This window comes from Streptomyces sp. NPDC017529 (assembly GCF_044329785.1).
Taxonomy (GTDB): Bacteria; Actinomycetota; Actinomycetes; order Streptomycetales; family Streptomycetaceae; genus Streptomyces.
In genome coordinates, this window is record NZ_JBIRJY010000013.1 from 15,974 (window position 1) to 39,071 (window position 23,098).

The window sequence follows — 23,098 nt, forward strand, 5'->3', positions numbered from 1 at the left end:
AGGCTGCGTCTTCCCCGGCCGCCACCACGTCGGCGTCGGCCCCCCGGCCCCGCGCCGCCGCATCGCGTACCAAGCGGTGGGGAAGATTGCGCAGCGGACCGTGCCGCACGACCTGGAGTCCGAGGCCCTGCGGACCGAGCTCATCGAGCTCGGGGACGCCTTCCGTTCCTAACAGCAGCGCGCCGAGCCCGACCTCGCCCTTCTGGCCGAGCTCCACGACCGCAAGGCCCGCGCCTTCACGCTGTGGGCCGACGTCAGCGGCGACCTCTCCCTGCGCCGCGAGGCCCAGCGCGCCGAGCAGGCCGCGCACGCCCGCACCGTACTGGAATACACCGCCGCCCACACCCGCCCCGACGGCCGCCTCGAACCCACCGAGGACGACGGCCTGGACCTGGCCCAGACCGCCGCCTTCAGCACCCTGCACCCCGACCAGATCCCCGAGTACGCCGGACTGCTGGTCACCGCCGACTGGCTCACCGAGGCCGACACCCCCGTGCACCGGTTTCGCGGCCAGCTCGCCGAACGCGCCTGGCCGCTGGCCGGACTGCTGTACATCGGACCGTACCGCCGGCCGTCTCCTCCAGAGTGCTCTCCCAGGGTGTCGCGGGCATTGACGGGCGGGGGCCATGCGCCGATGCCTGCGGCGAGGACCATTTGCTGGGCGAGGGTGGTTTTGCGTATGGATCCGTCGGTGAACCGCCGCTCGGTGAGGACTTGGCCGACCCGGTCGGCAGCCTCCGCGGCGGGTAGGGACACGCAGCCTGGCCGCGCAGTGGTGGTTCGGCGGCCCCCGGGGCAGTGGTCACATGCCAGCCATCTCACCCAGCACCCGATGAACGGGACGTCCCTTAGTTATGAGCTGTCCCGTAAAGATGTTGGCTCCGAGCACGGAGCAGCGTGAAGAGCTGGCGAGGTGCTCAGCCGGTGGTTCGTGAGGTGTACGGGGAGCTCGGCTCCGCACAGCACCGGTCCCAGTCCGAGTTGGACACCCTCCACGCCACGATGTCGAACCTGAGCACCGAGCACGGCCGCATCCTGGACGCCGACGAGGCGGTCGACACCGCGCACTTCATCCAGACAACCCTCCTCGTGGAGGGCGGTAATGCGGTGCTCGATGCGGTCAGCAAGGAGCCCCAGAAGGTTCTGGAGCTCCTCCGCGACATGTCAGAAGGCGCCGGCGGCAGCTGCCTGGGCGGCGGAGGACGAGTACTGCGCCACGTCGTGGTGTACGGGCCGGTGCCGTGCTGGTCGCAGACCGGGCCGGGCGGGCGGCTGCCGCCCGGCCCTGGCCACACACCACCGCCGCCTGCCCCAGCAGGTCACAGCGGTGGGTACCGGGCCGCTGCCGAGAGCCGCCGCTGATCGGCCGCCGTGTGCGCCAGACGCCGTCCCGCGGCTCTCGTCCCCCTCCCGGGCCCGGTGCCGCGGGGGGAGGCCGTGCCGAAACCGTGCCCGGCGCTGCACGGCGGGCAGTTGGCCGTCGTAGGCGGGAAAGGCGCCCCGCCGGTCGTGCTCCGTGAGGACTGCAGCCGCACCTTGACGGAGGCCGAGGCTCCGAATGACGCAACATTTCGGGCGTTTTAACCCGGCTACAGTCCCCTATCCTCACGGGCCCGGACCCACAGGGGTGCCGTTGGCTTCAATGCGTGGTCAGCCGCGCACCGTATTCAAAGCCTGCTGTACGGCAGCTGTAGCCTGCCTGCCGGTCTCCTTGACGACGTCGTCACCGGGGATCGCCTGAGCAGGAGCCGCGGTGAGGCACGCGGCGAGTGCGGTGGCGCCGATGACGCCAACTCGTGGGAGCCACGTGCCGCCGCTGGTGTGGCGGTCGGTGCCGACTTCGGGGGAGGTTTCGAGCTGGTGCATGAGATGCCTTTCCACGGGTTGCTGCTGGTGGGGGCCGGAGCTGGGGTCAGGTGAGGTTGGCCAGGCCGAGCATCGCGGTCAGGGACGGGTGGTGGGCCTGTCCCACGGCGCCGCACTGGCGGGTGTCGTCCTGAGGGTCGACGTTGTACGTCGGCGACAGCACGGCGGCGGCCCCGTAGCTGCTGCGGCAGTCGATGGTGGGGTTGGCCTCGTGGTGGTTGTCGCTGGCACCGGCCTGCGCGGCGCCGGCCGCACCGGCCACGGCCGCCAGGCTCAGCGTCGCCACAGCCACTGCCCTGCGGACCATGCGGTTCATCACGCTCTCCTTTGATCCGATGAGCACTACGTCCGGGTAACGCCCCCCAAACGGAAGACGCGACTCCGCAGAGTGAAACCCAGACGACACGCTCGACCTACCGCGACCAGCCCGAACGACGGTCCCGAGAGGCGTTGAAGACCAGCGTCAGCCTCCGGGAGGCTGACTGCCGCCCGGCCGCCTCTTGGCGTGTCTGGCTCACAACCAAGTTCTGACCCGCACGGGCTACTGCACCGAGCGGGACACCGCCGCCCACGGTCCACTGGAGGTGAGGACGAGCGCTCCCCTTCCGCCTCAGTGGCGGTCTCCTCGGGAGCGGATGAAAGAGAGACTGGCATGTCTATTCGCCGAATTACGGGCGCGACTGTGGTGCCTGTGGTTGCGTTTGCGACGCTTCTCGCAGGCAACAGCGCGATCGCAGCCGAACCTCAGACGCCCGGTGCCTCCTCCGCGAGTTCTGCTTCCATCCCGGCAGCGGGGCACTGGGTCTACGTCCGCGACTACTACTACAAGTCCGACTGTGAAAATCAGGGCAAAAAGGCTCCCTACGGCTACAAGTGCGATCCGGTGAACGGCGGGTCCGGAGTTTTCGGCTACTACATGCTGTTTGTCTGGGATCCCAGGTAACAGCGCGCCCGACGTACCCGCAGGCACCCGGGAGACAGTGGAAGCCACCGCTGTCCGCGGTTCGCGGACAGCGGCCGTGCGATGGCAGGCTGCCGATCTTTCGGCTCAGCTCTCGCCTTTCGCTCCCCGCCGAGCCGGCGAGTAGCTGCCCGCGTCGGTTCGGCGCTCACCTCCTGCACCAGGCTTTCAGCGAGCGCCTCTCCCGTTGTGTCGTCCGCGAAGGTCGTCACGGCCGTCTCCGCTCCTCGTTGCCCGGGGCATCCCGCACCACTGTGCCGTGCGGGCCCGGCCGCAGAACGGGCCCACACCCAGCAGGCCCCCATATGCCCCTGCGGACAACCCATTGCGTTGCAGCCCCGGGACCGAAAGCGCGCTCACAGGTACCCAGGGCCAGGCACCTGAGTTCCCTGACAGAGACAAGCTCAGACCTGTTCAACCAACCCGCCGGGCGAAAGCCCACAACGGGAGCCAGTAGCCTCGGGTTCCCGACGAAGGCCCTTCAGTTTCCCTGAACTTGTGGGCCTCGGGGGATGAGGGAGCTGACGCCGCGCCTGAGGGGCGTACGGGGTGGCTGAGTCGGTGCTGTGGTCACCGCATCAGTGTGCCGCCCGGCGCGCAGCCGTGCCGCCGGCGGGGCGGACCGTGCCGTCCCGTGCCTCCCGTTGGGCCCGTTGGGTCCAACGGGGGCAATTGGGCGCGGACGGCCTGTCTTGTGGGGCGGGCGCATCCATGTCGGGTGCGGGGGCCACCGGTCCTTGACGCCCCTGGCCGAGGGCCGGACGCTGGCTGGGTCGCCGCGCGGGAAGGGGACGGTGGTGGCCCAAGGACCGGGTGTACCCAAGGAGGTCAACGGCTATCCGCTGCTGGATGCCGAGACCGTCGCCGAGCCCCAGGACGACGCCGGCGACGACGAGGCGAACGGTGACGACGGTGGAGCGAGATGAGTCGGGGCGGCGCTGGGCCGAGGCGTACCTGCTGCGGCCCCCGGTACGGCGCCTGCCGGTGACCACCGATCCGTTCTGCTCCGTGCACCCGGACACCGAGCCGGTGCGCGTGCTGGGACGGGTGCCCCTGTGCCCGGCCTGCCTGTGCCAGCCCCGCTACGGAGCACCGGAGTGAGCACCGCAGCGCCCCGGTCGGCCGCCGCGCAGATGTGCGGTGTGCGCCGACCGGAAACCTCCGTCTTCCCGGTCGGCGCGCACCGCTGAACCCTGTTGGGACCAATACCCCCGACCCCTCTTGACCTGGTGTCCCGCAACAGGTTCGCTGCTTTCAGCGGGCGCGGTCGGTGAGGCGGCCCAGGCGTTCGTAGAGGGCGCGGACCATGCGGGCGCGGCTGCGGGCGCAGCTCATGGTGCCTTGCAGCGGCGGGGTCAGGCGCCGGTCGGCTTCGCCGAGGACGACTTCGGCCAGCGCCCGCCGACCGCTGCCCTTCGGGAGGCGGGCGGCGTGCTGCCGGACGTCGGCGGCCACCGCGCGGGCGTGCCCGGTGAACTGGAGTGCGATCTGGACGTAGTCGCGTTCGTGCAGGGCGGGTTCGTCGGGCCAGGCGAGCACGGCGGCGACCAGGGACTCGTAGCGGGCGCGGTCGAGGGGGACGTGCGCCCGGATCAGGTTCGCGGGGTCGTACAAGGCCGTGTGGTGGCTGGTCATCAGGGCCTCGCGGTGGTGTCGGAGGCCGCCTGGGCCGGGGGCGCCGGGTGGTCTGTCTGTTCGTGCAGGATGACGCGTACGAGGATGTCGGCGGGGTTGGCGCCGGGCTGCTGGGCCTCGTTGCTCAGCGTGCGGCAGCCGGGACAGTCACTGGTCATCCGCACCGCCTGGGGTGCGGACGGGCGGGACGCCGGCGGGCGGCTCGTGGTGGTGCGCGGTGGGCATGGCGTGCCTCTCGGGGTGTTCTGCGCCCGGTGATTGAAGGGGGCGGGCGCGCGGTACCACGCTGTCAACCCCGGCGAAGCGGGTCGCGGGCTGCGGCGTCCAAAGTTCCTGGACACGGGTGGGGCGCCGCCGTCTGCGCCGATGCCGTCGGCGGTGCTCGGTCTTGGGCACCGGGGCGGGTGGGGAAGTGGCGATCCGGGTTCGGCGGGGTGGCTGCGGCTCTACCGTGGCCCCAGCACCAGCACGAAAGGGGGCGTTGTGGGCCCCAGTCCCGGCTCGAAGGCGGGCGCGAAGTACGCACGTGACTGGCTGCGCCAGCAGATGACCGACCATGGTTGTACCCGGCGGGACATCGCGGCGGAGATGCGTGTGCGGTTCGGAGTCCGTCCGCGTGAGGCGTGGCGGCACGCGCTCGGGCTGACGCTGCAGCAGGCCGCCGACCGCCTCAACGCCTTGGCGGCCGTACGGCCGGAGCAGGCGGTGGCGGCGGATGCCTCGCTGCTGGGCAAGTGGGAGAAATGGCCGGGCTCGCGGCGCAAGCCGTCGCCGGGGCTGGTGTCGCTGCTCGCCGAGCTGTACGGCTGCACGGCCGGTGACCTGCTGGACTTCGAAGACCGCCAGGCCCTGCACGCCGGTGATCCCCTGCTCCTGCTGGGCACGGCCGCCGCTCCCGCCAGCACCGCCCCGGCGGATCCGGCGGATCCGGCGGAGCCGTACGCGTCCGTACCGGCGGCCGCGGACCCGGGTCCTGCCGAGCTGGTGGAACTGGCCTCCGAGGAGGCGGCCGCCTGGGCCCAGTGGGCGGAGTCCTCCAACCTCGGCGACATCGCCTTCGAGCAACTGCTCGCCGACACCCAGACCCTCGCCGCCCGCTACCTGCGCGAGAAACCCGGCACGTTCTTCCGCGACACCCGGAAGCTGCGCAATCGCGTCTTCGCGCTGCTGGAGGGCCATCAGCACCCGAGGCAGTCCGCCGACCTGTACATGGTCGCCGGCTACCTGTGCGGGCTGCGGGCGTGGATGTCCTCCGACCTGGGCCAGCCGCGCCGGGCCGACACCCAGGGCCGCACCGCTTGGCTGTGCGCCGAACTCGCCGGGCACGACACGCTGCGCGCCTGGGTCCTGTCCACCCGCTCGAAAATCGCGTTCTGGGACGGGCGGCTCAAGGAGGCCATCACCCTCGCCCGCCGCGGGGCCGAGCTGAGCCCGCACAGCACCGCCGGCGTGCTGCTGAACTGTCAGGAGGCCGACGCCTGGTCGCGCCTGGGGGCCGCCGAGGAGGCCCGCGCCGCACTCGGCCGGGCTGCCGAGGCCCAGGAGACGGTCCGCGGCCGCGACGACGTCAACGGGCTCTTCTCGTGCGGCGACTTCCGCCACGTCAACTACGCCGCTGCCGTGCACCTGCGCGGCAGCGCTCCCGAGGCTGCGCTGCGCGAGGGCACCGGTGCGCTGTCGGACCCGGCGCCGCACGCGTACGGGACGGCCGCGCAGCTGCACATCACCGTCGCAGCCGCCCACCTGGCGCTCGGCGGGCCCGAGGGCGCCGCCGAGGCCCTGGGCCCGGTCCTCGCCCTGCCGCCCGAGCAGCGCCTCGCCCCCATCGCCAACCGGCTGCACGGCCTGGCCGCCGACGTCGCACGCTGCCCACGTGCTGACCAGCAGCTCGGCGTCGGCGTCCTTGCCCAGGCCCGGCTCGCCAAGGGAGCGGGTCAGGTGGCCTGAAGGCCGGTTGCTCCGCCCTTCAGGTCTCCGCGCGTTCACCCGGCGCGGGGGTTGACCGGGCTGCTGGTGCGGTGCGCCGGGCGGAGTCAGGGAGGTGCCAGGGTGTCGAGCCGGGCGGCCAGGCCGGGGTGGGCAGCGGCCAGGTGGGGGCGGGTGGCGGCCAGGGGGGCGATGAGGTCGGCGGGGTCATCGTGGGCGAGGGCCGCGTGGAGCTCGCTGAGCGGGCGGCGGGCGGTGGGGGGAAGGTCGGTGAGGGCAGTGATCTGGCCGGCGAGGCGGCGCAGGTCGGCTGCGTTGCGGCGGGCCCAGGCGGCGGTGGTGCGGTCGGCGGCCCGGGCCTGGCGGGTGGCCTGGACGCGCTGCTCGCCGGTGGTTCCGGCGGGGCCGGGGCGGCCGCGCAGGTAGCGGCGCTCGGCGGCCTGGCGGCTGGCGACACCGAGGGGGCGGGCGAGGTCTGCCCAGCTGGCGCCCGCATCTCGGGCCGTTTCGATCAGGCCGGTCTCCCACCCGGCGAGCTGCTCGCGGACCTGCCGCAGCAGCGACAAGGAAGCCAGCGCCTGTTCCGGACCGGGAGCGTCGGGATGGGGCGTGTCGGGGACGTTCGGGGTCTCGTGTTGGGCTTCGCGCAGGGCGTCGTCTATGGCGCTGAGGGCCGCCGCGGCGGCAAGGAAGGACGCCGGGCTGCGGGCGTCGGTGCTGGGCGAGGACGGCTGGTGGGCCGGGGTCACGGACACCTCCCTCGGGTTGTCGTCAGGTAGATGACCTCGTGTTTGTCATCCATTGGATGACATGCTACAACAGTCTCACTGAGGCGCATTGGCAGCAACTGCCTGAACCCGCTGGAGGTGTTTTCACGATGTTGATGCGCACCGACCCCTTCCGTGAACTGGACCGGCTGACGCAACAGCTGATGAGCCCGGGCACCTGGTCGAGGCCGTCGGCAATGCCGATGGACGCCTCCCGCGAGGGCGACGAGTATGTCGTGGCCTTCGACCTGCCCGGTGTCACCGCGGACGCGATCGACATCGACGTCGAACGGAACATGCTCACCGTCAAGGCCGAGCGCCGGCCGGCAACGAAGGCCGACGACGCGCACATGGAACTGTCCGAGCGGCCGATGGGCGTCTTCTCCCGCCAGATCGTGCTCGCCGACACCCTCGATACCGAGCACATCCGGGCTGACTACGACGCGGGCGTGCTTACCCTGCGCATCCCGATCACCGAGCGCGCCAAGCCCCGCAAGATCTCTGTCGGCACCGGGGCCGGCCGCAAGGAGATCTCCGGCTGACACCGGCCAGACAGGTGCGGAGGACAGGCACCTGATCTCCCCTCATTCCGCCTCCGCACTCCCTGGGCAGTCCGAAGAACAAGAAGGGGGCGGCCGAGATGACTCTGCGACGCGAAGCGTTCCTTGACCACGTGAAAGAACGCGGCGAGTACGGCACTGCGAGGGAAGCGGAGCGCGCGGCCCGTGTGGTGCTCGCCCTGCTCGGTGCGCACCTGGTCGGCGAGGTCCGCGCCCAGCTCGCAGCACGCCTGCCGGAGGACTTTGCCCTGATCCTCCTCAACCCGCTCCAGAGCGCCGAACCGCTGCCCCCGGAGCGGTTCGTCCGGGCGACCGCGGCCTGGATCGAGGGCGCCACCGAGCAGACCGCGACCTGGGACGTCAGTGCCGTGCTGTCCACCGTTGCCGACACGGCCGGCGACGACCTGCTGGGGCAGGTCCTGCTCCAGCTCCCCGCCGGCTACGACCTCCTCTTCGGCCGCCCCCAGCCCACCTGATCCACACGTTAGGTGCCACACACCGGCACCATCCCGCCCTGGCTCCACGAAAGGCATGCACCGCAGTGATCACCGACGTGCGCGTACCGCATGAGCACCAGCAGCCGCACGGGACGGCGTACGAGCAGATGCTGGAGAAGGTCCGCTACGAAGGCGCCTACCCCACCCGCGAGAGAGCAGAGGAAGCCGTCCGCCTAGTCCTTTCCGGGCTGGGACGCCAACTGACCGGCGACGAACGCGTCGACCTGGCCGCCTGCCTGCCCCTGGAGGCCGCTCGAGTCCTGACCGTGCAGGTTCCCGCCACCCAGCCGCTGACCGGATGGGCCTTCGTCAAGGACCTCGCCGCCCGCTCCGGCGCCTCCCTGGCCACCACCCGGTGGGACACCGGGTCCGTCTTCGGCGCCGTCGCCGCCCACGCTGGCCCCGACCTCATCACCCGCATCCTCCACCAGCTCCCCACCGGCTACGCGCTGCTGTTCGGCCGCGCCGAACTCACCCCGGCCGCGTAAGCCAAACGGGCACCCGGCCTCCCCCGGGCCGCTGCAGGGCTCGCCCCGATCCCTCCGCCAGACTCGTCCGCCGGACGTCTGTCGGCTCCCGGCCGCAACACCCTGCACGGCGTCCAGCACAGCGCCCGGCTGATCCGCGCGCTGTACGACCGGCTGGACCGCCTCGAGGACTCGCCGCCCGCCGCATCGACTGCTTCGGCGACGCCCTGAGCGCCAGTCGTCAATCTTCAGCAGCGGTGGTGCTGGGCGTGAACGTCTTGAGAATGAGGTCGGCGAGCCGTACGCACTCCGCCGTCGTGCGGGAACGCGGTGCCCTGGTTCCAAGAGGACAGGGCCAGCATGAGCCGCTTCAGCCCGGCGCACCGCCCGGCTCTATCCGGGCGGTGCGCCGAGGCCGCCTGCTTTTCACAGCGGCCGTCAGCCCCAAGCCGATGTCACGTAGCAACCTACGGCTGGAAGGATTAGCACTGGCACGGTTTTCCAGCGTTTTTCGCCTCAAGCGCTGTCTTCATCGCATTTCTCAGGCGTGACCTTCTTTCCCGTTACGGCATCCAGGAAGATGTTGGACTTCCTGTCAGGGTTTGGAGGTCGCTCTTCGGCCTGAGGCCGATCAGCCACACCGGCCGCCAAGTACCGTCGAAGCGTTGCGCCATGAGAGAGACCGGTTCGGCCTGTGTTCCTGCTTCCTCGCGTTCGGCCTGCTGTTTCTCTTCCGCTTTGCTGAGGGTGGCGGTCGGCAGAGCCGGGTCCGGAACGCTTCGGGCAGTCACCTCTTAGTTGACGCTGGAGGAGGGCGACTGGAAGAGCACTGCGACGGCAACTGTGACTGCAACTGTCGCTCCGGTGCCCCATACCGCGTCTTTGCGAGTGAAGGGGAGCTGCCTCCGGCGCCCCCACAGGTATAGGCAGCCCAGCAGAATGCCGAGTATCCCGCTGAGGGCATTCGCCTTGACGTCGTCGTAGCTGCACGAACGTCCCAGGGTCGTCCACCTCTGCACCAGCTCATTTCCGCAGGCCAGCGCAAGGATCGCGGCCAGAGTCAGTAGGGGCCGGCGGAAGAGGAGGACGGCGAGGAAGCTTGCGGGTACGAACAGCAGGACATTCAACTGGGCCGACTCGGAGGCCAGGAAGTCAAGGCCGGACAGGCCGACATCGCACGAGTCGGCCTGCCCGGTTCCGGCGATTCCCGGCATCATCGTCACGGCGAAAACACCGGCCAGCGACAAGGCCAGCAGCAGCGGCAGGCCGACAGGCCAGCCTTTGACTTTGGAAATCAGGAACGCCGGCACCCCAAACAGAGCAGAAGCGATCAAGAATACCGGAATGAGGCCAGGGAGCGCACCGACCGATGTTTCAATCACCGGGTATATATTTCAGAGAGCGGGAATGAGGTAGCGCCGGGTCAGCAGAGATTCCTGATGGAAGGCGTCTCGTACAACTTTCCGCCCGACCTCATGAACCCGATGGCGTAGCACTTCGGGATGTCACTGACCGGATTTCCGCCGAAATTGTGGCTTACCGTCTGCCCGGACTTCACCGCCTTCGCGCCGGAGTTGTATTCGGCGGTCTGAGTGTCAAGGCCGAACGTGAGCGACACCGCGCTTCCGCCCGTCTTGTGGTAGCTGGTCGAAGAGAAGGAATTGGTTCCGGTCGTGCCGATGTATCGTCCGTTGACCGCAGCGAAGCTGAGCGTTCCGTTCGACAGCTTCGTCGACGTGGTGTCACCGGCGACGTACGCGACCGTGGTTCCTCATAGCGGCGAGCACGACCCCTCCGACGGCAACGATCCGTGCCGCCTTCTGCGGGAATATATTCACGATTCCCCCCTCGAAATGCACGCGTGACGCAGGCATGAACGGTTTACCTACGCTCGACCGGAAAGCCGCTCGAATCCCCACCATCCCGCCATCACCCGTTCGGACGCGCGATCGATGCAACTTTATCCGAAACTGATCACGCGCCCAAGGCGCTTTTCCGCGCCGGAACGATCTGGGAATGTCGCGCGCAGCACACGAATTCGGCACTACGAAGCCACTTCCGCGAGGGGGTCGTGCGCGGCCGCGAGTTCTTCCGCCAGTTCTTCGCCGTCGAGACCTGTGGGCGCCCTCCGGGGCGACCGGATGTGGCGGTCGGCAGCTTCCCTGCCACGGCGAAGCCACCGCCCGCCCAGCGGCTCGACGACCTGCCGGCCGCGTTCAGCAACACCCTCACCGCTCCCCTACAGCACCTGAGCACCGCCGAAGCCGGCACCTCGCCCGGCCCCCTGCCCCGCCCTCCCCGACTCCGCCGTCCGCCGCCGCCCCGGCCAGCCCCACTGGAACATCCGCTGGCCGCCTGCCGCGGTCGAATTCGTGGTGAACGGCCACCGCCCGGCCGGTCAAGTCCCCGTGTAACCGCGGCGGGCGGTGACACACTGGCCTTGCGGCCCTTCGAGCATCCCCGTCGCGAAGAGCCGGCCGCTCCCCGCCGGATCGGGTTCGCACGGGCGGGAGCCGGGGCGGACCGGAAACTCCAGGCATGCCGATCCTGCGGGCGGTTTCTTCAGCGCGGACACGCGCGGGACCTGTCGGAGCGACCGCCCGCTGCCACGGACCGGCGGGCCAACACCGGAGCGCACGGGCAGCGGTGAAGCCTGGCCGACCGGCCGCCGGCCTCTCTTGCAGCCGGTCGGTGCCACCTACGCGACGGTGTACTCCGCGCCGGTGTGGCCGCAGCCCGCGGCCAGCCGGTGCAGCGCCTGCCGCTCGGTGGTGTCGACGGGCAGCTTCGTCGAGGCCCAGTCGCTCGCGTAGGCACAGCGCCCAGTCGCTCGCGTAGGCGCAGCGGGCGTCGGCGGACGGCGGCAGCCACTGGGCCGGATCCTGGTTGGCCTGGGCTATCGGAGCGCTGCCGCCACCAGTCCGCGGATCTCCTGGTCCGACACGGTTCCGCCCCCCACCAGGCGATCGAAGACCAAGCCGTCCACACAAGTCAGCAGCGTGACAGTACGGTCCTCGGCGTCTGCGACGCCGTGCGCGGCCAGGAAGTCGCGTGCGGCTTGCCGTGCTGCGTTCTGGCGCGGCACGAGGATCTCCTGCAGTTCGGGGTGGTGCACACTCTCGATGGCGCACGCGTAGCGCGCGAGGGAGCGTCGTCGTCCCTCCCCTGTGAGCCGCTGCTCGACGAAGGCAGCGATCCCGGCTACCAGTTCCTCGGCGCTCCGCGGCGCCGGCGCCTGTTCCCCGATCGCCTGGAGGTCTGCCTGGTCAAGGGCGACCAGACGCCGGACCAGTGCGGTGAGCAATGCCTGGCGGGTGCGGTAGTAGGCGGACGTGGTGCCGGGTGGCAGGCCTGCTGCCCGGTCCACTGCGCGATGGGTCAGGCCCCGGATTCCGGCCTCGGCGAGTACGCCGATGGCCGCATCGGCGAGGACGGTACGGCGATCTGTGGGCATCCCCCATTTCTACACCTGTAGAGGAGCGGGGTACTCTCCTTCTACACCTGTAGAAGGATCACGGCAGGGCGGACGAGGGAGGGCCGGTATGGGTGGCAGCGCGGTGGTGGTGGGCGGAGGCATCGGCGGGCTGGCAGCCGCGATCGGTCTGCGCCTGATCGGCTGGGAAGTGACGGTTGCCGAACGCGCCCCCGTCCTCGCTGACGTGGGTGCGGGCATCTCCCTGCACGCCAACGGCATCCGTGCCCTGGACGTCCTCGGCGTCGGCGAGGCGGTGCGCACGGCTGCGCGGCCGCAGTACACCGGAGGCACCCGTGTCCCTGATGGCGGCTGGCTGGCACGGATGGACGGGACCGCTCTTGAGCGCGAACTGGGCACGCCGATCGTGGGCATCCCCCGGGCTGTGCTGCACCACCTGCTGCGCGCGGCGCTGCCGCCCGAGTGCCTGGTGGCCGGGGCCGAGGTGACGTCCGTCGACCGCTCCGACCCCAACCGGGTCCGGCTACTGCTCGGGGACGCCGCCCTCGAGGCAGATCTGGTCGTGGCCGCCGACGGAGTGGGTAGCCGGCTGCGCGCCCAACTGTTCCCGCAGCACCCCGGCCCGGCCTACAGCGGGTCGACCGTGTTGCGCGCCATCACCGAGCGCCCGGTCGAGTTGGCCACCGACTTCGAGCTGACCTGGGGTAAGGGCGCCGAGTTCGGCCACATTGCGTTCGCCGACGGCCGGGCCGAGTGGCACGCGGTACTCAACTCGCCGCCCGGGGTGCGGCACGCGGATGCCCTCGCCGCGATGCGCCGCCGCTTCAGCGACTGGCACGATCCGATCCCCGAGCTGCTGGGCGCGACCCGTTCCTACGCCGTCCTGCACCACGACATCCACGAACTGGCGACGCCCTTGCCCTCCTTCACCGCAGGCCGGATCGTGCTGCTCGGTGACGCGGCCCACGCCATGACCCCGAACCTGGGCCAGGGCGCCTGCCAGGCACTGGAGGACGCAGCCGTGCTGACCGCCGCACTCACTACCGAGCCCACCGTCGAATCGGCGCTGGCCCGTTACGACACCGAGCGCCGCCCGCGCAGCCAGTCCGTCGCCCGCGCCGCCCGCCAGGCCGGCCGGATGGGCCAACAACTGACGCACCCCCTGGCCGTCGCCGTGCGCAACACCGCTCTCCGGCTGGCCCCCTCCCGCATGTCCGTCCACACCATCCTGCGGCATGCCAATTGGACACCGCCGGGCCTGGAATGACGGCGCCGGGCCCGCTCCCACGGCCAGGTTGGCGCTGGGCTGCTGGGCGTCGTCGCGGAGCGCGCGGCAGCCGGGGCAGTCACTGATCACCCGCCCGTCCTCGGGTGCGGGCAAGCGGGACGCCGGCGGGGCGGCTCGTGGTGGTGCGTGGTGAGCATGGGGTTGCCTCTCGGGATGGTCTGCGCCCGGTGGTGAAGGGGGCGGGCGCGCGGTACCACGCTGTCAATCCCGACGAAGCGTGCGATAACCGACCACGGCTGCACCCGGTGGGACATCGCGGCGGTCTCATCCCGGCCGGGTCCGCCTTCCACAGCCCGGACAAAGGCTTTTGCTCTTCCGCTGCGCACCGTCGTCCAGATGAGCCCGGCAGCCGCCACGGACGGCCCCATCCGCAGCCCTCACCACCACGCTCCCGGACCGCTTTCAGCAGCCGACCGAACCGATCGACCCGCAGCCCGGCAAACGTCTCCCCCACACCCGCTCGGCCCCCAACACCCCAGCCATACGACAGAGAGGCCCAGTTCACAGCCTTCTGCAACACGCTTTAGCTGGTGTAGCGGAGGTATGTCTTCCAGGCGCTCGCCTTGAAGTGGTGCCGGTCGCCTGGCGTCAAGGAGAAGCTGGCCCACCGACCCTTCCCGCACACCCTTGCGGACAGGTCGGTGTCACGCAGTTGGCCGTTCTTATACCAGCGAACCATGATCTGGACGCACCATCCGTCATTGGCGTTGTCCTTGACCCAGCCCCTGGCTCCGTATCCGTTGAGCTGGTTGAAGTGGTAGCTCGCGCTCGACCTATTGGCGCTTTCTGTGTTGCCGGTGGCCGGTGAAGCAGCAGCAGTTCCGGCTCCCGTTGCTACCATCAGGGCGCTTGCCAACGCCATTCCTGGGATGACTTTTTTCCACGCATTCATGAGTCGGGCTCCTTCGTGCGTCGTATGCCCCAGACGGACCACAGCATCGCTCCTCCCAAGGGGGAGCGTGATCGACTGTAGGGGTCAAAGCGGCTTGTACGTAGAGCTGTTGCCAGGCGCGAAGGTTCGTCTAGGGGCGCACGGGCGGCGCGCTAACACGAGCGACACCGGGACTCCGTTCCTAAAGGTTGTCCCGTATGGGGTGTGAGTTATCCAGTGAGGGATAGGTTGTGTAGCCGGGCGCTGCCGAGCATGGCTTGGTGAACGCCGTCGCCCTTGAGCTGGCAGTCCCGCAGGGTCTACCAGTTCTTCAGCCGCGACAGGGCGTGTTCCACGCGTGCTCGCGTCCGGCGGTGGACGGCGTTCTCCTCTTCCTGCTGCGGGATGAGGCGCGTTTGGCCTCGCCGTTTGCGGTGCGGGATGAGCAGACCGGTGCCTTGGTAGCCACCGTCGGCAACGGTCGGGGCGCCGCGGCAGGCCCGCTCGACGCCGGACTCCGTGAACGCCCGGCAGTCGTTGCGGCTACCGGGCAACGGCAGGCCGATCGCCACCACCAGGCGGCTGTTGACGTCTACTGAACTGCAGGCCAAGGGCCCGAGCTACCACCCCGAACACGCCCCCAAGCCACGCCCATCACGTCCGAACGCAACCGCTCCAGCCGTCCCAAGTCCCGCCCCGAAAGACGGGTCACCACACCAAAACAGTCCAACACCCTGCAAAGCACAGCTCCGTCACCGTGGTGCGCTGAACGGTGCAGCACGTCGGGAAGGGGGCTATGGACTCCGGCCGCCGGGGCCGAGCTACGAGGGCACGGCCGTCTACGCGACGCACCATCTCTGCGATGGGACGGCCGACCATGTCAACAGCCATCTGACGCTGCCCGGGTGAGAGACTCCGCCACCGTGGCACCTGCGAGCCGGGCAACGGAGCGCAGCTCGGCGTCCGAAGCGCCGGCACGGCTCAGTACGGCCAGCGACTGGTTGACGGCGACGACGAAGGTGGAGAGTTCGTCGAGGGTTTGGGTGCCGGCCGAGGAGTCCGCCAGCGCCGTACGTACCCGTTGGCGCTGCAGGTCGAGCAGGTCACGTACCAGATTGCTGTTTTCCTCCTTCAGAGTCGGTGACTGCGCGGCGGACTGTGCGATGAGGCATCCCGCGGGGACCGACGGGTCGGCGATGCGGCTCAGGGTGACGTCGAAGAATGCCTCGATCGCATGTACCGGATCACCGGGGTGTGCCGTCAGTGCCTGCTCGTACTGCGCGCCGTAGATCGATGCGTAGCGGTCGAGGCACTGGCGGAACAGGGCGTCCTTGGTGCCGAAGGTGCCGTACAGGGAGCCGCGACCGAGACCGGTGGCGGAACCGAGGGCGTCGAGCGAGGCGTCCGCGTAGCCGCGCTGCCAGAACACTCGCATGGCCTGGTCCAGGGCCGTACCGACGTCGAACTGCTTTCGGCCGGACATGGCCTGCACCTCCAGTTTCACAGGTTCACTGTGAGCGTACCCACATCTTGGATCGATCGGTCAAATTATCTTTGACTGATCGATCCACGATGGCTAGCGTCATGGACACCCGTTCCGCCTTCGAAAGGCCGCACGATGATCCACGACATCGCCCCAGACGGCCGCACACACATCGTTCCGCCCGCCGCCGGGCGCCGGACGCGCGTGGGTTCCGGCCCGTAGCCGCGGTGTTCACCCTGGTCACGCTGGGGCGCTGCCGACTCCGCTGTATACGTTCCGGGGCCGCAGATGGACTTCGGGCCCTTCAGCACGACGCCGAACGTCACCGTTCACGCCTGGGGTGCTCAGACCGACGCTGTTCGCGTCGCTTTACGACCGCGCGGGCCGCCGTCCTCCCTGGCAGCCGACCGGCACCGGCCTGGCCTTCCGCGGCAGCGGGCCCGCCCAGCAGCTCACCGGTCCACGGCTCGGTACGGACCCGCTCTTGACGTACTTCCTGTTCGCCTACACAGGCTCGATCCTTCTCGCGCCGGCCTCGGGCTCATCGACCAGACACCCAACCGGGACGTCGCAGCCCCGCTCCTCGCCGGCGCACCAAGCCCGCCCGCCACCTCGCTACTTGAGCGAGAGCCGCACCCTGCGGCCCGCTTTCTTCCGACCGCGCCATGAAACCCCGTCAGCACTGCCGCTAAGGATGATCGTGAGTCTGCCGTCAACCCACCTGCCCACGCCCGAAGGTCTCGGCTCCGTCTTTGAGGCGCCCAACCTCCCGGCCCGGTTCACCGACACCTTCACCAGCCAGTTCATCGATACCGGCGAGCTGCGCCTGCACGCCGTGACCGGCGGTGAAGGCCCCGCGCTGCTGCTGCTTGCCGGCTGGCCTCAGACCTGGTACGCCTGGCGCCTCCTGATGCCCGCGCTGGCCCAGGACTTCCAGGTTGTCGCCGCCGATCCACGCGGTGTCGGACTGTCCGGCAAGCCGACGGACGGATACGACACCGGCACGCTCGCACGCGACATGGTGGCGCTGATGGACGCACTCGGGCATCAACGCTTCGCCATGGTCGGTCACGACGTCGGGATGTGGACCGGCTATGCCCTGGCCGCGGACCACCCTGACCGGCTCGAACGCCTGGCCGTCGCTGAGGCCGCAATCCCGGGACTGTCCCCCACACCACCACTTTTCGGCAGCCAAGAGGCCAACGACCGCCTCTGGCACTTCGCCTTCAACCGTCTCGCCGGCGTCAACGAGCAGTTGGTCAGCGGACGGGAACATCTCCACTTCGGTCACCAGTTCGCCACGAAATCCGCGAAGGCACTGCCCGACTATGCCATCCAGCACTACATCGACATCCTCGCCGCCGATCCGGAAGCCCTGCGATCCAGCTTCGAGTTCTACCGCGCACTCGATACGACCATCGAACAGAACCAGAAGCGCAAGACTCGACCGCTGTCGCTTCCCGTCCTGGCGATCGGGGGTGCGGAGAACTTGGGCGCATCGGTCGGCGCAACGATGAAACGTGCCGCCGACCACGTGGAGAGCATCGTCCTCCCTGAGTGTGGCCACTACCCCGCCGAGGAAGCACCAGAGGCGATGCTGTCGGCACTGACCGCCTTCCTGTCCCCGTACCGTGACAAGCCAACCGCATAAGACTCGCGCGCGGATAGATCATGCGGGGAGCTGCCTACCTTCCCCGTCCCAGCCTGAACCCACCCCTGCCCCGTCCGAGCCGCCCTGTCACCGCATACCGGCCACCACCTGATCGACGCCCGGTTGCGCGCCGCACTCGGCGAGCCGTGCGCCTCTTGAGCGCGCCCCTCCTCGCCACGCTGAGGATGCTTGCCGCCATCGCGGGCATCGTCAGCGTGGCGCCCGACATTCCCTTTCCGCACGCGCTCGGCACCATCGCGCGGGACCTTGGCAGCCAGACCATTTCCGTAGCCGATGCCCCATCGACGCTGCCGACTCGACCGCACACCTTGGCCCACCGGCAGCGGCGGGCACGCGCCCGCCGGGCCCCAAACGACCAGGAAGCCGGCCGGGGCCCGGCGCTGGGCTTCGTCACGGGCCGATCTGCCCGGCGAACACATGGCGATCGATGTAGGGGGCGACGGCGGCAAGGACCAGGCGCTGCAACTCGTGCCGTCCGAGGGCTTCGCCCTCCCACTGCGCCGGGCGTACGGGATCGAAGCCGTGGCAACGGGCGAAGGCCGGCCATCGCAGGTCGCCCCGCCGGCCCTCGGTCGCCGGCAATCCGTACGCGCGCACCGGCATCTCGTTTGTCGCGGCCCTGCTCCCCATCCAGGTATTCATGGGCTCGCCTCGCGGGCCCGGACCCGTCACGCGTGGAGGGCTTCGCGCAAGACGCGTACCTGGTCGGTGAGGTTGCATTCGCTGATGGGGGTCTGGGGGAAGAGGAGGTCGAAGCTGTGGATGGCGTCGAGGACCTGCACAAGTTCGGTGGTGACGCCGGCGGCGGACAGACGGGCGGTTTAGTCGCGGCCCCCGTCGCGCAGCGGGTCGACCTCCGCCACGGCGATGTAGGTGGGCGGCAGTCCGCCGAGGTCGGTGGCGCGGAGCGGAGAGGCGTACGGGTCGGCGTGACTGTCCTTCGCGTAGTACTGCCAGGCCAATTCCATCGTGCCGCGGTTGAGGAGCGGGGTGTCGGTGAACTCCCGCACCGGCGCTCGTCAGGCTGCCGTCCGCGCCCGGGGAGGTCAGCAACTGGAACAGTACGTGCGGGTCTTGCCGGTCGCGGGCGCGCAGCACGGTGGCGGCGGCGGTGTTCCCCCCGGAGCTGCCGTCGGCCACCGCGATGCGTGGACGGTCGCCGCCGAGTTCGGCCGGGTTGCCGGCGATCCAGGTCAGGGCGGCGTAGGCGTTGTCGGCCGCGGCCGGATAGGGGCGTTCGGAGGCGAGACGGTAGTCGGCGGAAACCACGACGGCCCGGCCATCGCGGGCATAGTGCAGGGCACGTCCCTCTTCGGCCTCGGGGGATCCGTAGGTGAAGGCGCCGCCGTGCACGTAGAGGACCAGCGGCAGGTCTTTAAAGGTGTCGGGCCGGTACACGCGCAGCCGCAGAGGCCTTACCAGCCCGGGTATGGACAGGCCGTGCACCTCGACCGGGCCGTCGACGGGGTGTCGGGGCATACGCGCAGGAGTGCGTAGCGCTGCGGGGCGGTGAGGACCTCGTCCAGGCCGTAGACGGGGAAGACGCCGGTGTCGGCGGCATCGAGCGGGGCCTGCCTGGTTCCCGGGGCGACAGCGGGGACAGGCATGGCTGATGCCATCTTCCAGGTTAGGGGTGAGGGGTGAGGGGGTGAGATGGACGAGTGAGAGGGATGACCGGGCACTCCCGGGCTGGGGTGCGGAACTGGCAGTTTCTGCCGATCATCAGCAGCGCAAGAGTGGCCCGAGAGCCACTGCCTGCACACCTATTGCGCCATCACTGGCGCACCGACGTTGCAGCGCGTCTGGGATGGTGTCGGTCACGGCATGGCCTTGGGCCGTTCCGAAGCTGTCTTGCGCACCGCCTGCTGGCTGACATTCCTCATACGGCGCCTCGACACGCCCCGGAGGCCAGCCCTGTCCTATCGCGCCCGTACCCCGCCAGGTCAGGTTCTTGGGCCCAGCAGGAACGTACTGAACGTACTGCGGCTGCCAGCGCCTGCTGGGCCGCCCAGCTTGTGCGGTACGCCGGCGCCACCGGCAGCACTCAGGAGGCTCAGTCGCAGTCAGACAGGGTCACGGCGCTGTACGCGGCGTCCGGCTCCTCGGGTGTTCCGCCCACTCGGCAGTTTCGTTCGGTTACGCGCGTGCTTCAACGCGCGCCATGTAGTCCTGAATGAGGAAGACGTACGCCTCGCGAAGGGGCTCCTCCTCCAGAAACCCCATGTGGGCTGCGCCGGGCTGCGTCACATGCTCGGAATCCGGAATTCTTGCGGCAATATCAGAGAGATGGGCGGGTACGCATTCGTCGAACTCGCCACCGAGAACGAGTGTAGGGACCTGAATCCGTTCCAGAGTGTCGAAGATGTCCCAGTCCTTGAGATTGCCGGTCACGTGGTAGTCCGCGTGGCCGATCATCGTCCGGAACGTCGTCAAGCTCATGAGTTCCGGGTCCAGGCTCAGGGAAGAGGTGCGCACCACGCACGCGCGCACGTACTCCTCTTGGGCCACCCGGTAATCAGGGTCGTCTGTCTCACCTCTCAGCTCCCGGCCGTAGGTCCGGTCGAGTACATTGCCCGGCAGTTTCGCCATCAGATCCCGGACTTCCTGCTCGAACCGGGGCACGCTCGCCAGACCATTGGCGCAGACCAGGCTGGTCCAATCCGGCGCCCGCTCCGCGGCGTACTGAAGGCCGAGCATCGCGCCCCAGGAGTGGCCGTAGACGTGCGGGCGTTCCAGCCCGAGCCCCTCGCACACCGCGCCCAGTTCGTCGAGGAAGCGGCCTACCGTCAGCAGCGAGATGTCGTCGACCGAATCCGAACGTCCCACGCCAAGCTGGTCGTACCAGATGACCTCACGTTCCTGGGCGAGTGGTGCGAAGGCATCGAACAACGGGTCACTCGGGTAACCCGGTCCGCCGTGGACGAGCAGCAACGGCACACCCCCGCTGCCCATTCTGCGATACCACACCTTGCCCCCCGGCACCGAGATCCTGCCTTCCGTCATGCCGGTTCCACCTCATAGGAATACTCCTCCATCCGGTCGATGAGATGTCCATCGAACCGGAAGTACATCTCGGCGTGGGCCTCACTGCGCGCCCCGTCCGGCATGGCCAGATGGAGAACGTGCTGCTGTAACACCTCGTTCGCGCTGTGGAACTGGCGTGTTATGCCGAACCGCAGTGAATCGACCATGTCGGCAAGAGTCTTGAGCTGTTCCAGTTTTTCGTCGATCTTCCTCATGTCACATTCCTCTGAGGGACTGGTGTGGTGGCCCCAAATATAGGAAAGAAGGCCCGCGGAGATAAGTCTTGACTTGGTTCTGTGCTTCAGGCAGACGGACAGCAAGTGCGAAAACCCGCAGGTCAGAGGAGTGACGGCACGTTCGCGAGGACCTTTCCTGGGAGGAAACCGGTAGTCGGCTCGCGGTCAGCGGGCTTCCTTCACCTCAGTCCCGTATTGGGTGGTCGCGGCCTCCCGCTCCTGGTAAGCCCGCATATTTAGGCGTCACGTATTTGTGAACAAGACGATGAGTCGTCACGATGAGTGACGGCACCGACGATGCGGCGGCAGCCTAAACCAAGACCTGGTCATGAGGTGCGATCCCCTAGATGACGTCATGCCATATTGGCCGTTCGCGTGACCGCGACTCGTCTCTCTTCCTCGACTTCGATGATGCCCTTAATCCCATCCATGTGATCAGGGAACACCTCCACCTGAACGTGAATTCTGCTCCTCTGACTGGCCAAGGCGAGCGCCCGGCCGGGGCCATGACACAGGCTTGGAGCTTGTCTTTTAACCAGGCGGTCGGTTCAGGGCCGGGCTGAGTGTCAGTGCTGGCGCGTAGATTGTGCGGGTGAGCTGGGATGTATACATCATGCGGTTTCCGCCCGAGATCGAGGCGATAGACGAGATCCCCGACGACTGGGAGCCACCGAGTCTGGGCGCAGGTCGCGACGTTCGTGCTGTCCTTGCAGAGATGCTGCCGGGCATCGAGTACTCGGCGAGCGGTTGGGGCGACTACGAGGGTCCCGGCTTCTCCATCAGCACCCCGGTCAACGAGGCTGACGACGCGCCGGTCGCCGGAGTCAGCCTCTTCATCCACGGCGGCAGCGAAGCAGCAGCTCACGCCGCCATCGCGGTCGCCGATGCGTTGAAAGCACGGGCCTTCGACACCGGGTCGGGAGACTTCCTCACTGCGGGCTGCGCCCAGTCGGCTTTCGATGCCTGGCGTGCATACCGAGACCGCGTCCTGGACCAGCATGGGCCCTGAGCACGTCTTCTAACCTCTGAGGCTGTCGCGTTCGATGCTGCTCCCGGGCCGTCTGGTCGTCTCCCCGACGTCATAGAGGGTCGTGGGACGGCAATTTTTGGAGCCAAGCGGTCTTCCTGGTCCAGGTGTTGAGGGTTTCGGTGCACGGGCTGGACAGTGCAGGCGCGGGCGGAGGTTCCGGAACCCCCGGCGGACTCAGGCCGGGGTGAGCCGGCCGGGCTCGGCAGGCTGCTCCCCCGGCCGCCGCAAGTCGGCGGTGGCCCCGCGCAAAAGGCGGACCTGGGTGTGCGCGGCGATGATCAGCCAGGTCCAGCCCTCGATTTGCATGGACTGCGCCATAGCTACGTGACGCATCTCGTCGAGTTCGGTTATCCCGAGCGGTTCGTGCAGGACCAGGTCGGCCACGAATACGCCAGCACCACGGCGCTCTATACCGGCGTCTCGGACGAGTGCCGCAACCGGCTGCTCCTGCGCACTCAGCTGCAGCGTCACCCGAGGCTGTGGGGGCACCAGACGTGATCAAGAAGATGGGGTACCGGTGGCATCCGCCGCGCTCGCCCGAGTACCAGGACCGCCGCACCTACGTCTGAGGCAACCGCCGCGACACCGCCACCCTGCGCAACGACCACCGCCACCTCGTCGACATCAAGCACTGGGGCCGCCACTGAGCACACGGGGCCGCCCCGGCGGCCCGGACTCCAGGTGCGCCGCAGCCGAAAGAGGGCTGATGTCCGGCTGTGGTACGGCTCCTGGCAAGGCGCGAGGGTGTCAGGGTGTCCGGCCGGGGTCTGCCGGGGCCTGTGCCGCTTCGTCCAGGTGGGTGCGGTTGGCCTGGTGGATGTCGTGCAGGAGGGTGGCGAACTGGCGCAGCACGTCGGGCGGGTAGTGGGCCATGGCGCGGTCCAGGCGGTCGGCCAGGGGGGTGAAGTACTGCTCGGCGAGGGCTTTGGCCTGTTCGCCGGCGCGCAGGGTGACCACGCGGCGGTCACTGTGTTCGCGGGTGCGCACGATGTGGCCGGCCTGTTCCATGCGGTTGAGCAGGGCGGAGGTGGCGGCCGGGGAGAGGTTGATGCGCTCGCTGAGGCGGGCCGGGGTCAGGGGCGTATCGCTGTGCTCGGTGTTGGCGATCTCGATCAGGGCGGCGGCGTCGGTGGGGTGCAGCTGGAGCCAGGTGGCGAAGCTGCGCCGCAGGTCGGTGTGGTCGGCCCCGTAGACCAGGAGCCGGTCCTGCACCTGCTCCTGCAGGGCTTTCCGCTGTTCGTCTGGGTGGTCCATCTCGCTCGTCCGTTCCTCCGTTGCACTCCCTGCCCGCTCAGGGGCGCTTCCAGCGTCGATTGTACTTCCATCCCAGAATGATTCTATGGTGGAAGTACTTGCGGGTGGCGTTGCCCCCGCCCTTTCCC

27 protein-coding genes and 4 pseudogenes are annotated in these 23,098 nt (G+C 69.1%); 13 read left to right on the top strand and 18 right to left on the bottom strand.

Annotated features, from left to right (window positions below; translation table 11 throughout):
- The first annotated feature begins 924 nt into the window (after positions 1–924).
- The gene (locus tag ACH4K4_RS28030) at positions 925–1,362 is read left to right on the top strand and encodes a flagellin (RefSeq protein ID WP_398171088.1); all 438 of its coding nucleotides are present in this window, start codon (positions 925–927) and stop codon (positions 1,360–1,362) included.
- A gap of 288 nt (positions 1,363–1,650) precedes the next feature.
- On the opposite strand, the gene ACH4K4_RS28035 is transcribed toward ACH4K4_RS28030, so the two are convergent.
- Positions 1,651–1,866, bottom strand: coding sequence for a hypothetical protein (locus ACH4K4_RS28035; RefSeq protein WP_398171089.1), 216 nt, complete (start codon positions 1,864–1,866; stop codon positions 1,651–1,653).
- Positions 1,867–1,912: 46 nt separating this feature from the next.
- On the bottom strand, positions 1,913–2,182 hold the full coding sequence (locus tag ACH4K4_RS28040; protein ID WP_398171090.1) for a hypothetical protein: 270 nt from the start codon (positions 2,180–2,182) through the stop codon (positions 1,913–1,915).
- A 336-nt stretch (positions 2,183–2,518) separates the two neighbouring features.
- On the opposite strand from ACH4K4_RS28040, the gene ACH4K4_RS28045 reads away from it, so the two are divergent.
- The 3 genes from ACH4K4_RS28045 (at position 2,519) to ACH4K4_RS28055 (ending at position 3,928) form a co-directional block, all read left to right on the top strand.
- On the top strand, positions 2,519–2,809 hold the full coding sequence (locus tag ACH4K4_RS28045) for a hypothetical protein (RefSeq protein WP_398171091.1): 291 nt from the start codon (positions 2,519–2,521) through the stop codon (positions 2,807–2,809).
- 815 nt (positions 2,810–3,624) lie between these two features.
- Positions 3,625–3,753, top strand: a complete 129-nt coding sequence (locus ACH4K4_RS28050; RefSeq protein WP_398171092.1) for a hypothetical protein — start codon at positions 3,625–3,627, stop codon at positions 3,751–3,753.
- Complete coding sequence (locus ACH4K4_RS28055) at positions 3,740–3,928, top strand: hypothetical protein (RefSeq protein WP_398171094.1); 189 nt, start codon at positions 3,740–3,742, stop codon at positions 3,926–3,928. Before ACH4K4_RS28050 ends, ACH4K4_RS28055 begins: the two co-directional genes overlap by 14 nt.
- A 153-nt stretch (positions 3,929–4,081) precedes the next feature.
- On the opposite strand, the gene ACH4K4_RS28060 is transcribed toward ACH4K4_RS28055, so the two are convergent.
- Entirely contained in the window at positions 4,082–4,462 is a 381-nt protein-coding gene (locus ACH4K4_RS28060; protein ID WP_398171096.1) for a DUF6415 family natural product biosynthesis protein, read from the bottom strand.
- Positions 4,462–4,620 (bottom strand): hypothetical protein, encoded by a 159-nt coding sequence (locus ACH4K4_RS28065; RefSeq protein WP_398171097.1) that lies wholly within the window; start codon positions 4,618–4,620, stop codon positions 4,462–4,464. Before ACH4K4_RS28065 ends, ACH4K4_RS28060 begins: the two co-directional genes overlap by 1 nt.
- A 325-nt stretch (positions 4,621–4,945) precedes the next feature.
- Between ACH4K4_RS28065 and ACH4K4_RS28070 the strand changes: the two genes are divergently transcribed.
- Positions 4,946–6,409 carry a helix-turn-helix domain-containing protein gene (locus tag ACH4K4_RS28070; RefSeq protein ID WP_398171099.1) on the top strand — a complete coding sequence of 488 codons (1,464 nt, stop codon included), beginning with the start codon at positions 4,946–4,948 and terminating at the stop codon, positions 6,407–6,409.
- 86 nt (positions 6,410–6,495) lie between these two features.
- Here ACH4K4_RS28070 and ACH4K4_RS28075 read toward each other — a convergent pair whose 3' ends face one another.
- On the bottom strand, positions 6,496–7,137 hold the full coding sequence (locus tag ACH4K4_RS28075; RefSeq protein ID WP_398171101.1) for a type III effector protein: 642 nt from the start codon (positions 7,135–7,137) through the stop codon (positions 6,496–6,498).
- 128 nt (positions 7,138–7,265) lie between these two features.
- Between ACH4K4_RS28075 and ACH4K4_RS28080 the strand changes: the two genes are divergently transcribed.
- The 3 genes from ACH4K4_RS28080 (at position 7,266) to ACH4K4_RS28090 (ending at position 8,700) form a co-directional block, all read left to right on the top strand.
- Complete coding sequence (locus ACH4K4_RS28080) at positions 7,266–7,697, top strand: Hsp20/alpha crystallin family protein (RefSeq protein ID WP_398171102.1); 432 nt, start codon at positions 7,266–7,268, stop codon at positions 7,695–7,697.
- Positions 7,698–7,795: 98 nt separating this feature from the next.
- Positions 7,796–8,191, top strand: coding sequence for a DUF2267 domain-containing protein (locus ACH4K4_RS28085; protein ID WP_398171103.1), 396 nt, complete (start codon positions 7,796–7,798; stop codon positions 8,189–8,191).
- Between the two features lie 65 nt (positions 8,192–8,256).
- The gene (locus ACH4K4_RS28090) at positions 8,257–8,700 is read left to right on the top strand and encodes a DUF2267 domain-containing protein (protein WP_398171105.1); all 444 of its coding nucleotides are present in this window, start codon (positions 8,257–8,259) and stop codon (positions 8,698–8,700) included.
- A 773-nt stretch (positions 8,701–9,473) separates the two neighbouring features.
- Here ACH4K4_RS28090 and ACH4K4_RS28095 read toward each other — a convergent pair.
- Complete coding sequence (locus ACH4K4_RS28095) at positions 9,474–10,061, bottom strand: VanZ family protein (RefSeq protein ID WP_398171106.1); 588 nt, start codon at positions 10,059–10,061, stop codon at positions 9,474–9,476.
- Between the two features lie 291 nt (positions 10,062–10,352).
- On the opposite strand from ACH4K4_RS28095, the gene ACH4K4_RS28100 reads away from it, so the two are divergent.
- Positions 10,353–10,544 (top strand): hypothetical protein, encoded by a 192-nt coding sequence (locus tag ACH4K4_RS28100; protein WP_398171108.1) that lies wholly within the window; start codon positions 10,353–10,355, stop codon positions 10,542–10,544.
- 1,031 nt (positions 10,545–11,575) lie between these two features.
- On the opposite strand, the gene ACH4K4_RS28105 is transcribed toward ACH4K4_RS28100, so the two are convergent.
- Positions 11,576–12,133 carry a TetR/AcrR family transcriptional regulator gene (locus tag ACH4K4_RS28105; RefSeq protein WP_398171109.1) on the bottom strand — a complete coding sequence of 186 codons (558 nt, stop codon included), beginning with the start codon at positions 12,131–12,133 and terminating at the stop codon, positions 11,576–11,578.
- 88 nt (positions 12,134–12,221) lie between these two features.
- Between ACH4K4_RS28105 and ACH4K4_RS28110 the strand changes: the two genes are divergently transcribed.
- Positions 12,222–13,379 (top strand): FAD-dependent monooxygenase, encoded by a 1,158-nt coding sequence (locus ACH4K4_RS28110; protein WP_398171111.1) that lies wholly within the window; start codon positions 12,222–12,224, stop codon positions 13,377–13,379.
- A gap of 544 nt (positions 13,380–13,923) precedes the next feature.
- On the opposite strand, the gene ACH4K4_RS28115 is transcribed toward ACH4K4_RS28110, so the two are convergent.
- The 3 genes and pseudogenes from ACH4K4_RS28115 to ACH4K4_RS28125 form a co-directional block, all read right to left on the bottom strand.
- Positions 13,924–14,292, bottom strand: coding sequence for a hypothetical protein (locus ACH4K4_RS28115; RefSeq protein ID WP_398171112.1), 369 nt, complete (start codon positions 14,290–14,292; stop codon positions 13,924–13,926).
- Between the two features lie 209 nt (positions 14,293–14,501).
- Positions 14,502–14,867, bottom strand: a pseudogene (locus tag ACH4K4_RS28120) (transposase family protein); the annotation flags it as partial.
- Between the two features lie 284 nt (positions 14,868–15,151).
- The gene (locus ACH4K4_RS28125) at positions 15,152–15,754 is read right to left on the bottom strand and encodes a TetR/AcrR family transcriptional regulator (protein ID WP_398171114.1); all 603 of its coding nucleotides are present in this window, start codon (positions 15,752–15,754) and stop codon (positions 15,152–15,154) included.
- Between the two features lie 694 nt (positions 15,755–16,448).
- Here ACH4K4_RS28125 and ACH4K4_RS28130 point away from each other — a divergent pair.
- On the top strand, positions 16,449–17,405 hold the full coding sequence (locus ACH4K4_RS28130; RefSeq protein WP_398171321.1) for an alpha/beta fold hydrolase: 957 nt from the start codon (positions 16,449–16,451) through the stop codon (positions 17,403–17,405).
- Positions 17,406–17,816: 411 nt separating this feature from the next.
- Here ACH4K4_RS28130 and ACH4K4_RS28135 read toward each other — a convergent pair whose 3' ends face one another.
- The 6 genes and pseudogenes from ACH4K4_RS28135 to ACH4K4_RS28160 form a co-directional block, all read right to left on the bottom strand.
- Positions 17,817–18,068, bottom strand: coding sequence for a hypothetical protein (locus tag ACH4K4_RS28135; RefSeq protein WP_398171335.1), 252 nt, complete (start codon positions 18,066–18,068; stop codon positions 17,817–17,819).
- Between the two features lie 179 nt (positions 18,069–18,247).
- Positions 18,248–18,436 carry an alpha/beta hydrolase fold domain-containing protein gene (locus ACH4K4_RS28140; RefSeq protein ID WP_398171116.1) on the bottom strand — a complete coding sequence of 63 codons (189 nt, stop codon included), beginning with the start codon at positions 18,434–18,436 and terminating at the stop codon, positions 18,248–18,250.
- A 76-nt stretch (positions 18,437–18,512) separates the two neighbouring features.
- Positions 18,513–18,905: pseudogene (locus ACH4K4_RS28145) on the bottom strand (alpha/beta hydrolase); the annotation flags it as partial.
- A complete protein-coding gene (locus ACH4K4_RS28150) occupies positions 18,842–19,033 on the bottom strand; it encodes a hypothetical protein (protein ID WP_398171117.1) in 192 nt (63 codons plus the stop codon). The pseudogene ACH4K4_RS28145 and the gene ACH4K4_RS28150, both read right to left, overlap by 64 nt.
- Before the next feature lie 529 nt (positions 19,034–19,562).
- Positions 19,563–20,429 (bottom strand): proline iminopeptidase-family hydrolase, encoded by an 867-nt coding sequence (locus tag ACH4K4_RS28155; protein ID WP_398171118.1) that lies wholly within the window; start codon positions 20,427–20,429, stop codon positions 19,563–19,565.
- Positions 20,426–20,665 carry a hypothetical protein gene (locus ACH4K4_RS28160; protein ID WP_398171120.1) on the bottom strand — a complete coding sequence of 80 codons (240 nt, stop codon included), beginning with the start codon at positions 20,663–20,665 and terminating at the stop codon, positions 20,426–20,428. Before ACH4K4_RS28160 ends, ACH4K4_RS28155 begins: the two co-directional genes overlap by 4 nt.
- Positions 20,666–21,278: 613 nt before the next feature.
- On the opposite strand from ACH4K4_RS28160, the gene ACH4K4_RS28165 reads away from it, so the two are divergent.
- Positions 21,279–21,695, top strand: coding sequence for a hypothetical protein (locus ACH4K4_RS28165; RefSeq protein ID WP_398171122.1), 417 nt, complete (start codon positions 21,279–21,281; stop codon positions 21,693–21,695).
- 9 nt (positions 21,696–21,704) lie between these two features.
- On the opposite strand, the pseudogene ACH4K4_RS28170 reads toward ACH4K4_RS28165, so the two are convergent.
- A pseudogene (locus tag ACH4K4_RS28170) lies at positions 21,705–22,007 on the bottom strand (transposase); the annotation flags it as partial.
- Here ACH4K4_RS28170 and ACH4K4_RS28175 point away from each other — a divergent pair.
- A pseudogene (locus tag ACH4K4_RS28175) lies at positions 22,008–22,214 on the top strand (tyrosine-type recombinase/integrase); the annotation flags it as partial.
- 249 nt (positions 22,215–22,463) lie between these two features.
- Here ACH4K4_RS28175 and ACH4K4_RS28180 read toward each other — a convergent pair.
- Entirely contained in the window at positions 22,464–22,970 is a 507-nt protein-coding gene (locus ACH4K4_RS28180) for a MarR family winged helix-turn-helix transcriptional regulator (RefSeq protein ID WP_398171123.1), read from the bottom strand.
- Positions 22,971–23,098: the final 128 nt, after the last annotated feature.

Bases quoted from the DNA above. Each gene is read 5' to 3' on its own strand.
- ACH4K4_RS28180 (WP_398171123.1), bottom strand. From the start codon at position 22,970: ATGGACCACCCAGACGAACAGCGGAAAGCCCTGCAGGAGCAGGTGCAG.
- ACH4K4_RS28125 (WP_398171114.1), bottom strand. From the start codon at position 15,754: ATGTCCGGCCGAAAGCAGTTCGACGTCGGTACGGCCCTGGACCAGGCC.
- ACH4K4_RS28035 (WP_398171089.1), bottom strand. From the start codon at position 1,866: ATGCACCAGCTCGAAACCTCCCCCGAAGTCGGCACCGACCGCCACACC.
- ACH4K4_RS28115 (WP_398171112.1), bottom strand. From the start codon at position 14,292: ATGAATGCGTGGAAAAAAGTCATCCCAGGAATGGCGTTGGCAAGCGCC.
- ACH4K4_RS28135 (WP_398171335.1), bottom strand. From the start codon at position 18,068: ATGAATACCTGGATGGGGAGCAGGGCCGCGACAAACGAGATGCCGGTG.
- ACH4K4_RS28150 (WP_398171117.1), bottom strand. From the start codon at position 19,033: ATGCCTGTCCCCGCTGTCGCCCCGGGAACCAGGCAGGCCCCGCTCGAT.
- ACH4K4_RS28040 (WP_398171090.1), bottom strand. From the start codon at position 2,182: ATGAACCGCATGGTCCGCAGGGCAGTGGCTGTGGCGACGCTGAGCCTG.
- ACH4K4_RS28160 (WP_398171120.1), bottom strand. From the start codon at position 20,665: ATGAGGAAGATCGACGAAAAACTGGAACAGCTCAAGACTCTTGCCGAC.
- ACH4K4_RS28045 (WP_398171091.1), top strand. From the start codon at position 2,519: ATGTCTATTCGCCGAATTACGGGCGCGACTGTGGTGCCTGTGGTTGCG.
- ACH4K4_RS28080 (WP_398171102.1), top strand. From the start codon at position 7,266: ATGTTGATGCGCACCGACCCCTTCCGTGAACTGGACCGGCTGACGCAA.
- ACH4K4_RS28155 (WP_398171118.1), bottom strand. From the start codon at position 20,429: ATGACGGAAGGCAGGATCTCGGTGCCGGGGGGCAAGGTGTGGTATCGC.
- ACH4K4_RS28060 (WP_398171096.1), bottom strand. From the start codon at position 4,462: ATGACCAGCCACCACACGGCCTTGTACGACCCCGCGAACCTGATCCGG.
- ACH4K4_RS28130 (WP_398171321.1), top strand. From the start codon at position 16,449: ATGATCGTGAGTCTGCCGTCAACCCACCTGCCCACGCCCGAAGGTCTC.
- ACH4K4_RS28110 (WP_398171111.1), top strand. From the start codon at position 12,222: ATGGGTGGCAGCGCGGTGGTGGTGGGCGGAGGCATCGGCGGGCTGGCA.
- ACH4K4_RS28065 (WP_398171097.1), bottom strand. From the start codon at position 4,620: ATGACCAGTGACTGTCCCGGCTGCCGCACGCTGAGCAACGAGGCCCAG.
- ACH4K4_RS28105 (WP_398171109.1), bottom strand. From the start codon at position 12,133: ATGCCCACAGATCGCCGTACCGTCCTCGCCGATGCGGCCATCGGCGTA.
- ACH4K4_RS28085 (WP_398171103.1), top strand. From the start codon at position 7,796: ATGACTCTGCGACGCGAAGCGTTCCTTGACCACGTGAAAGAACGCGGC.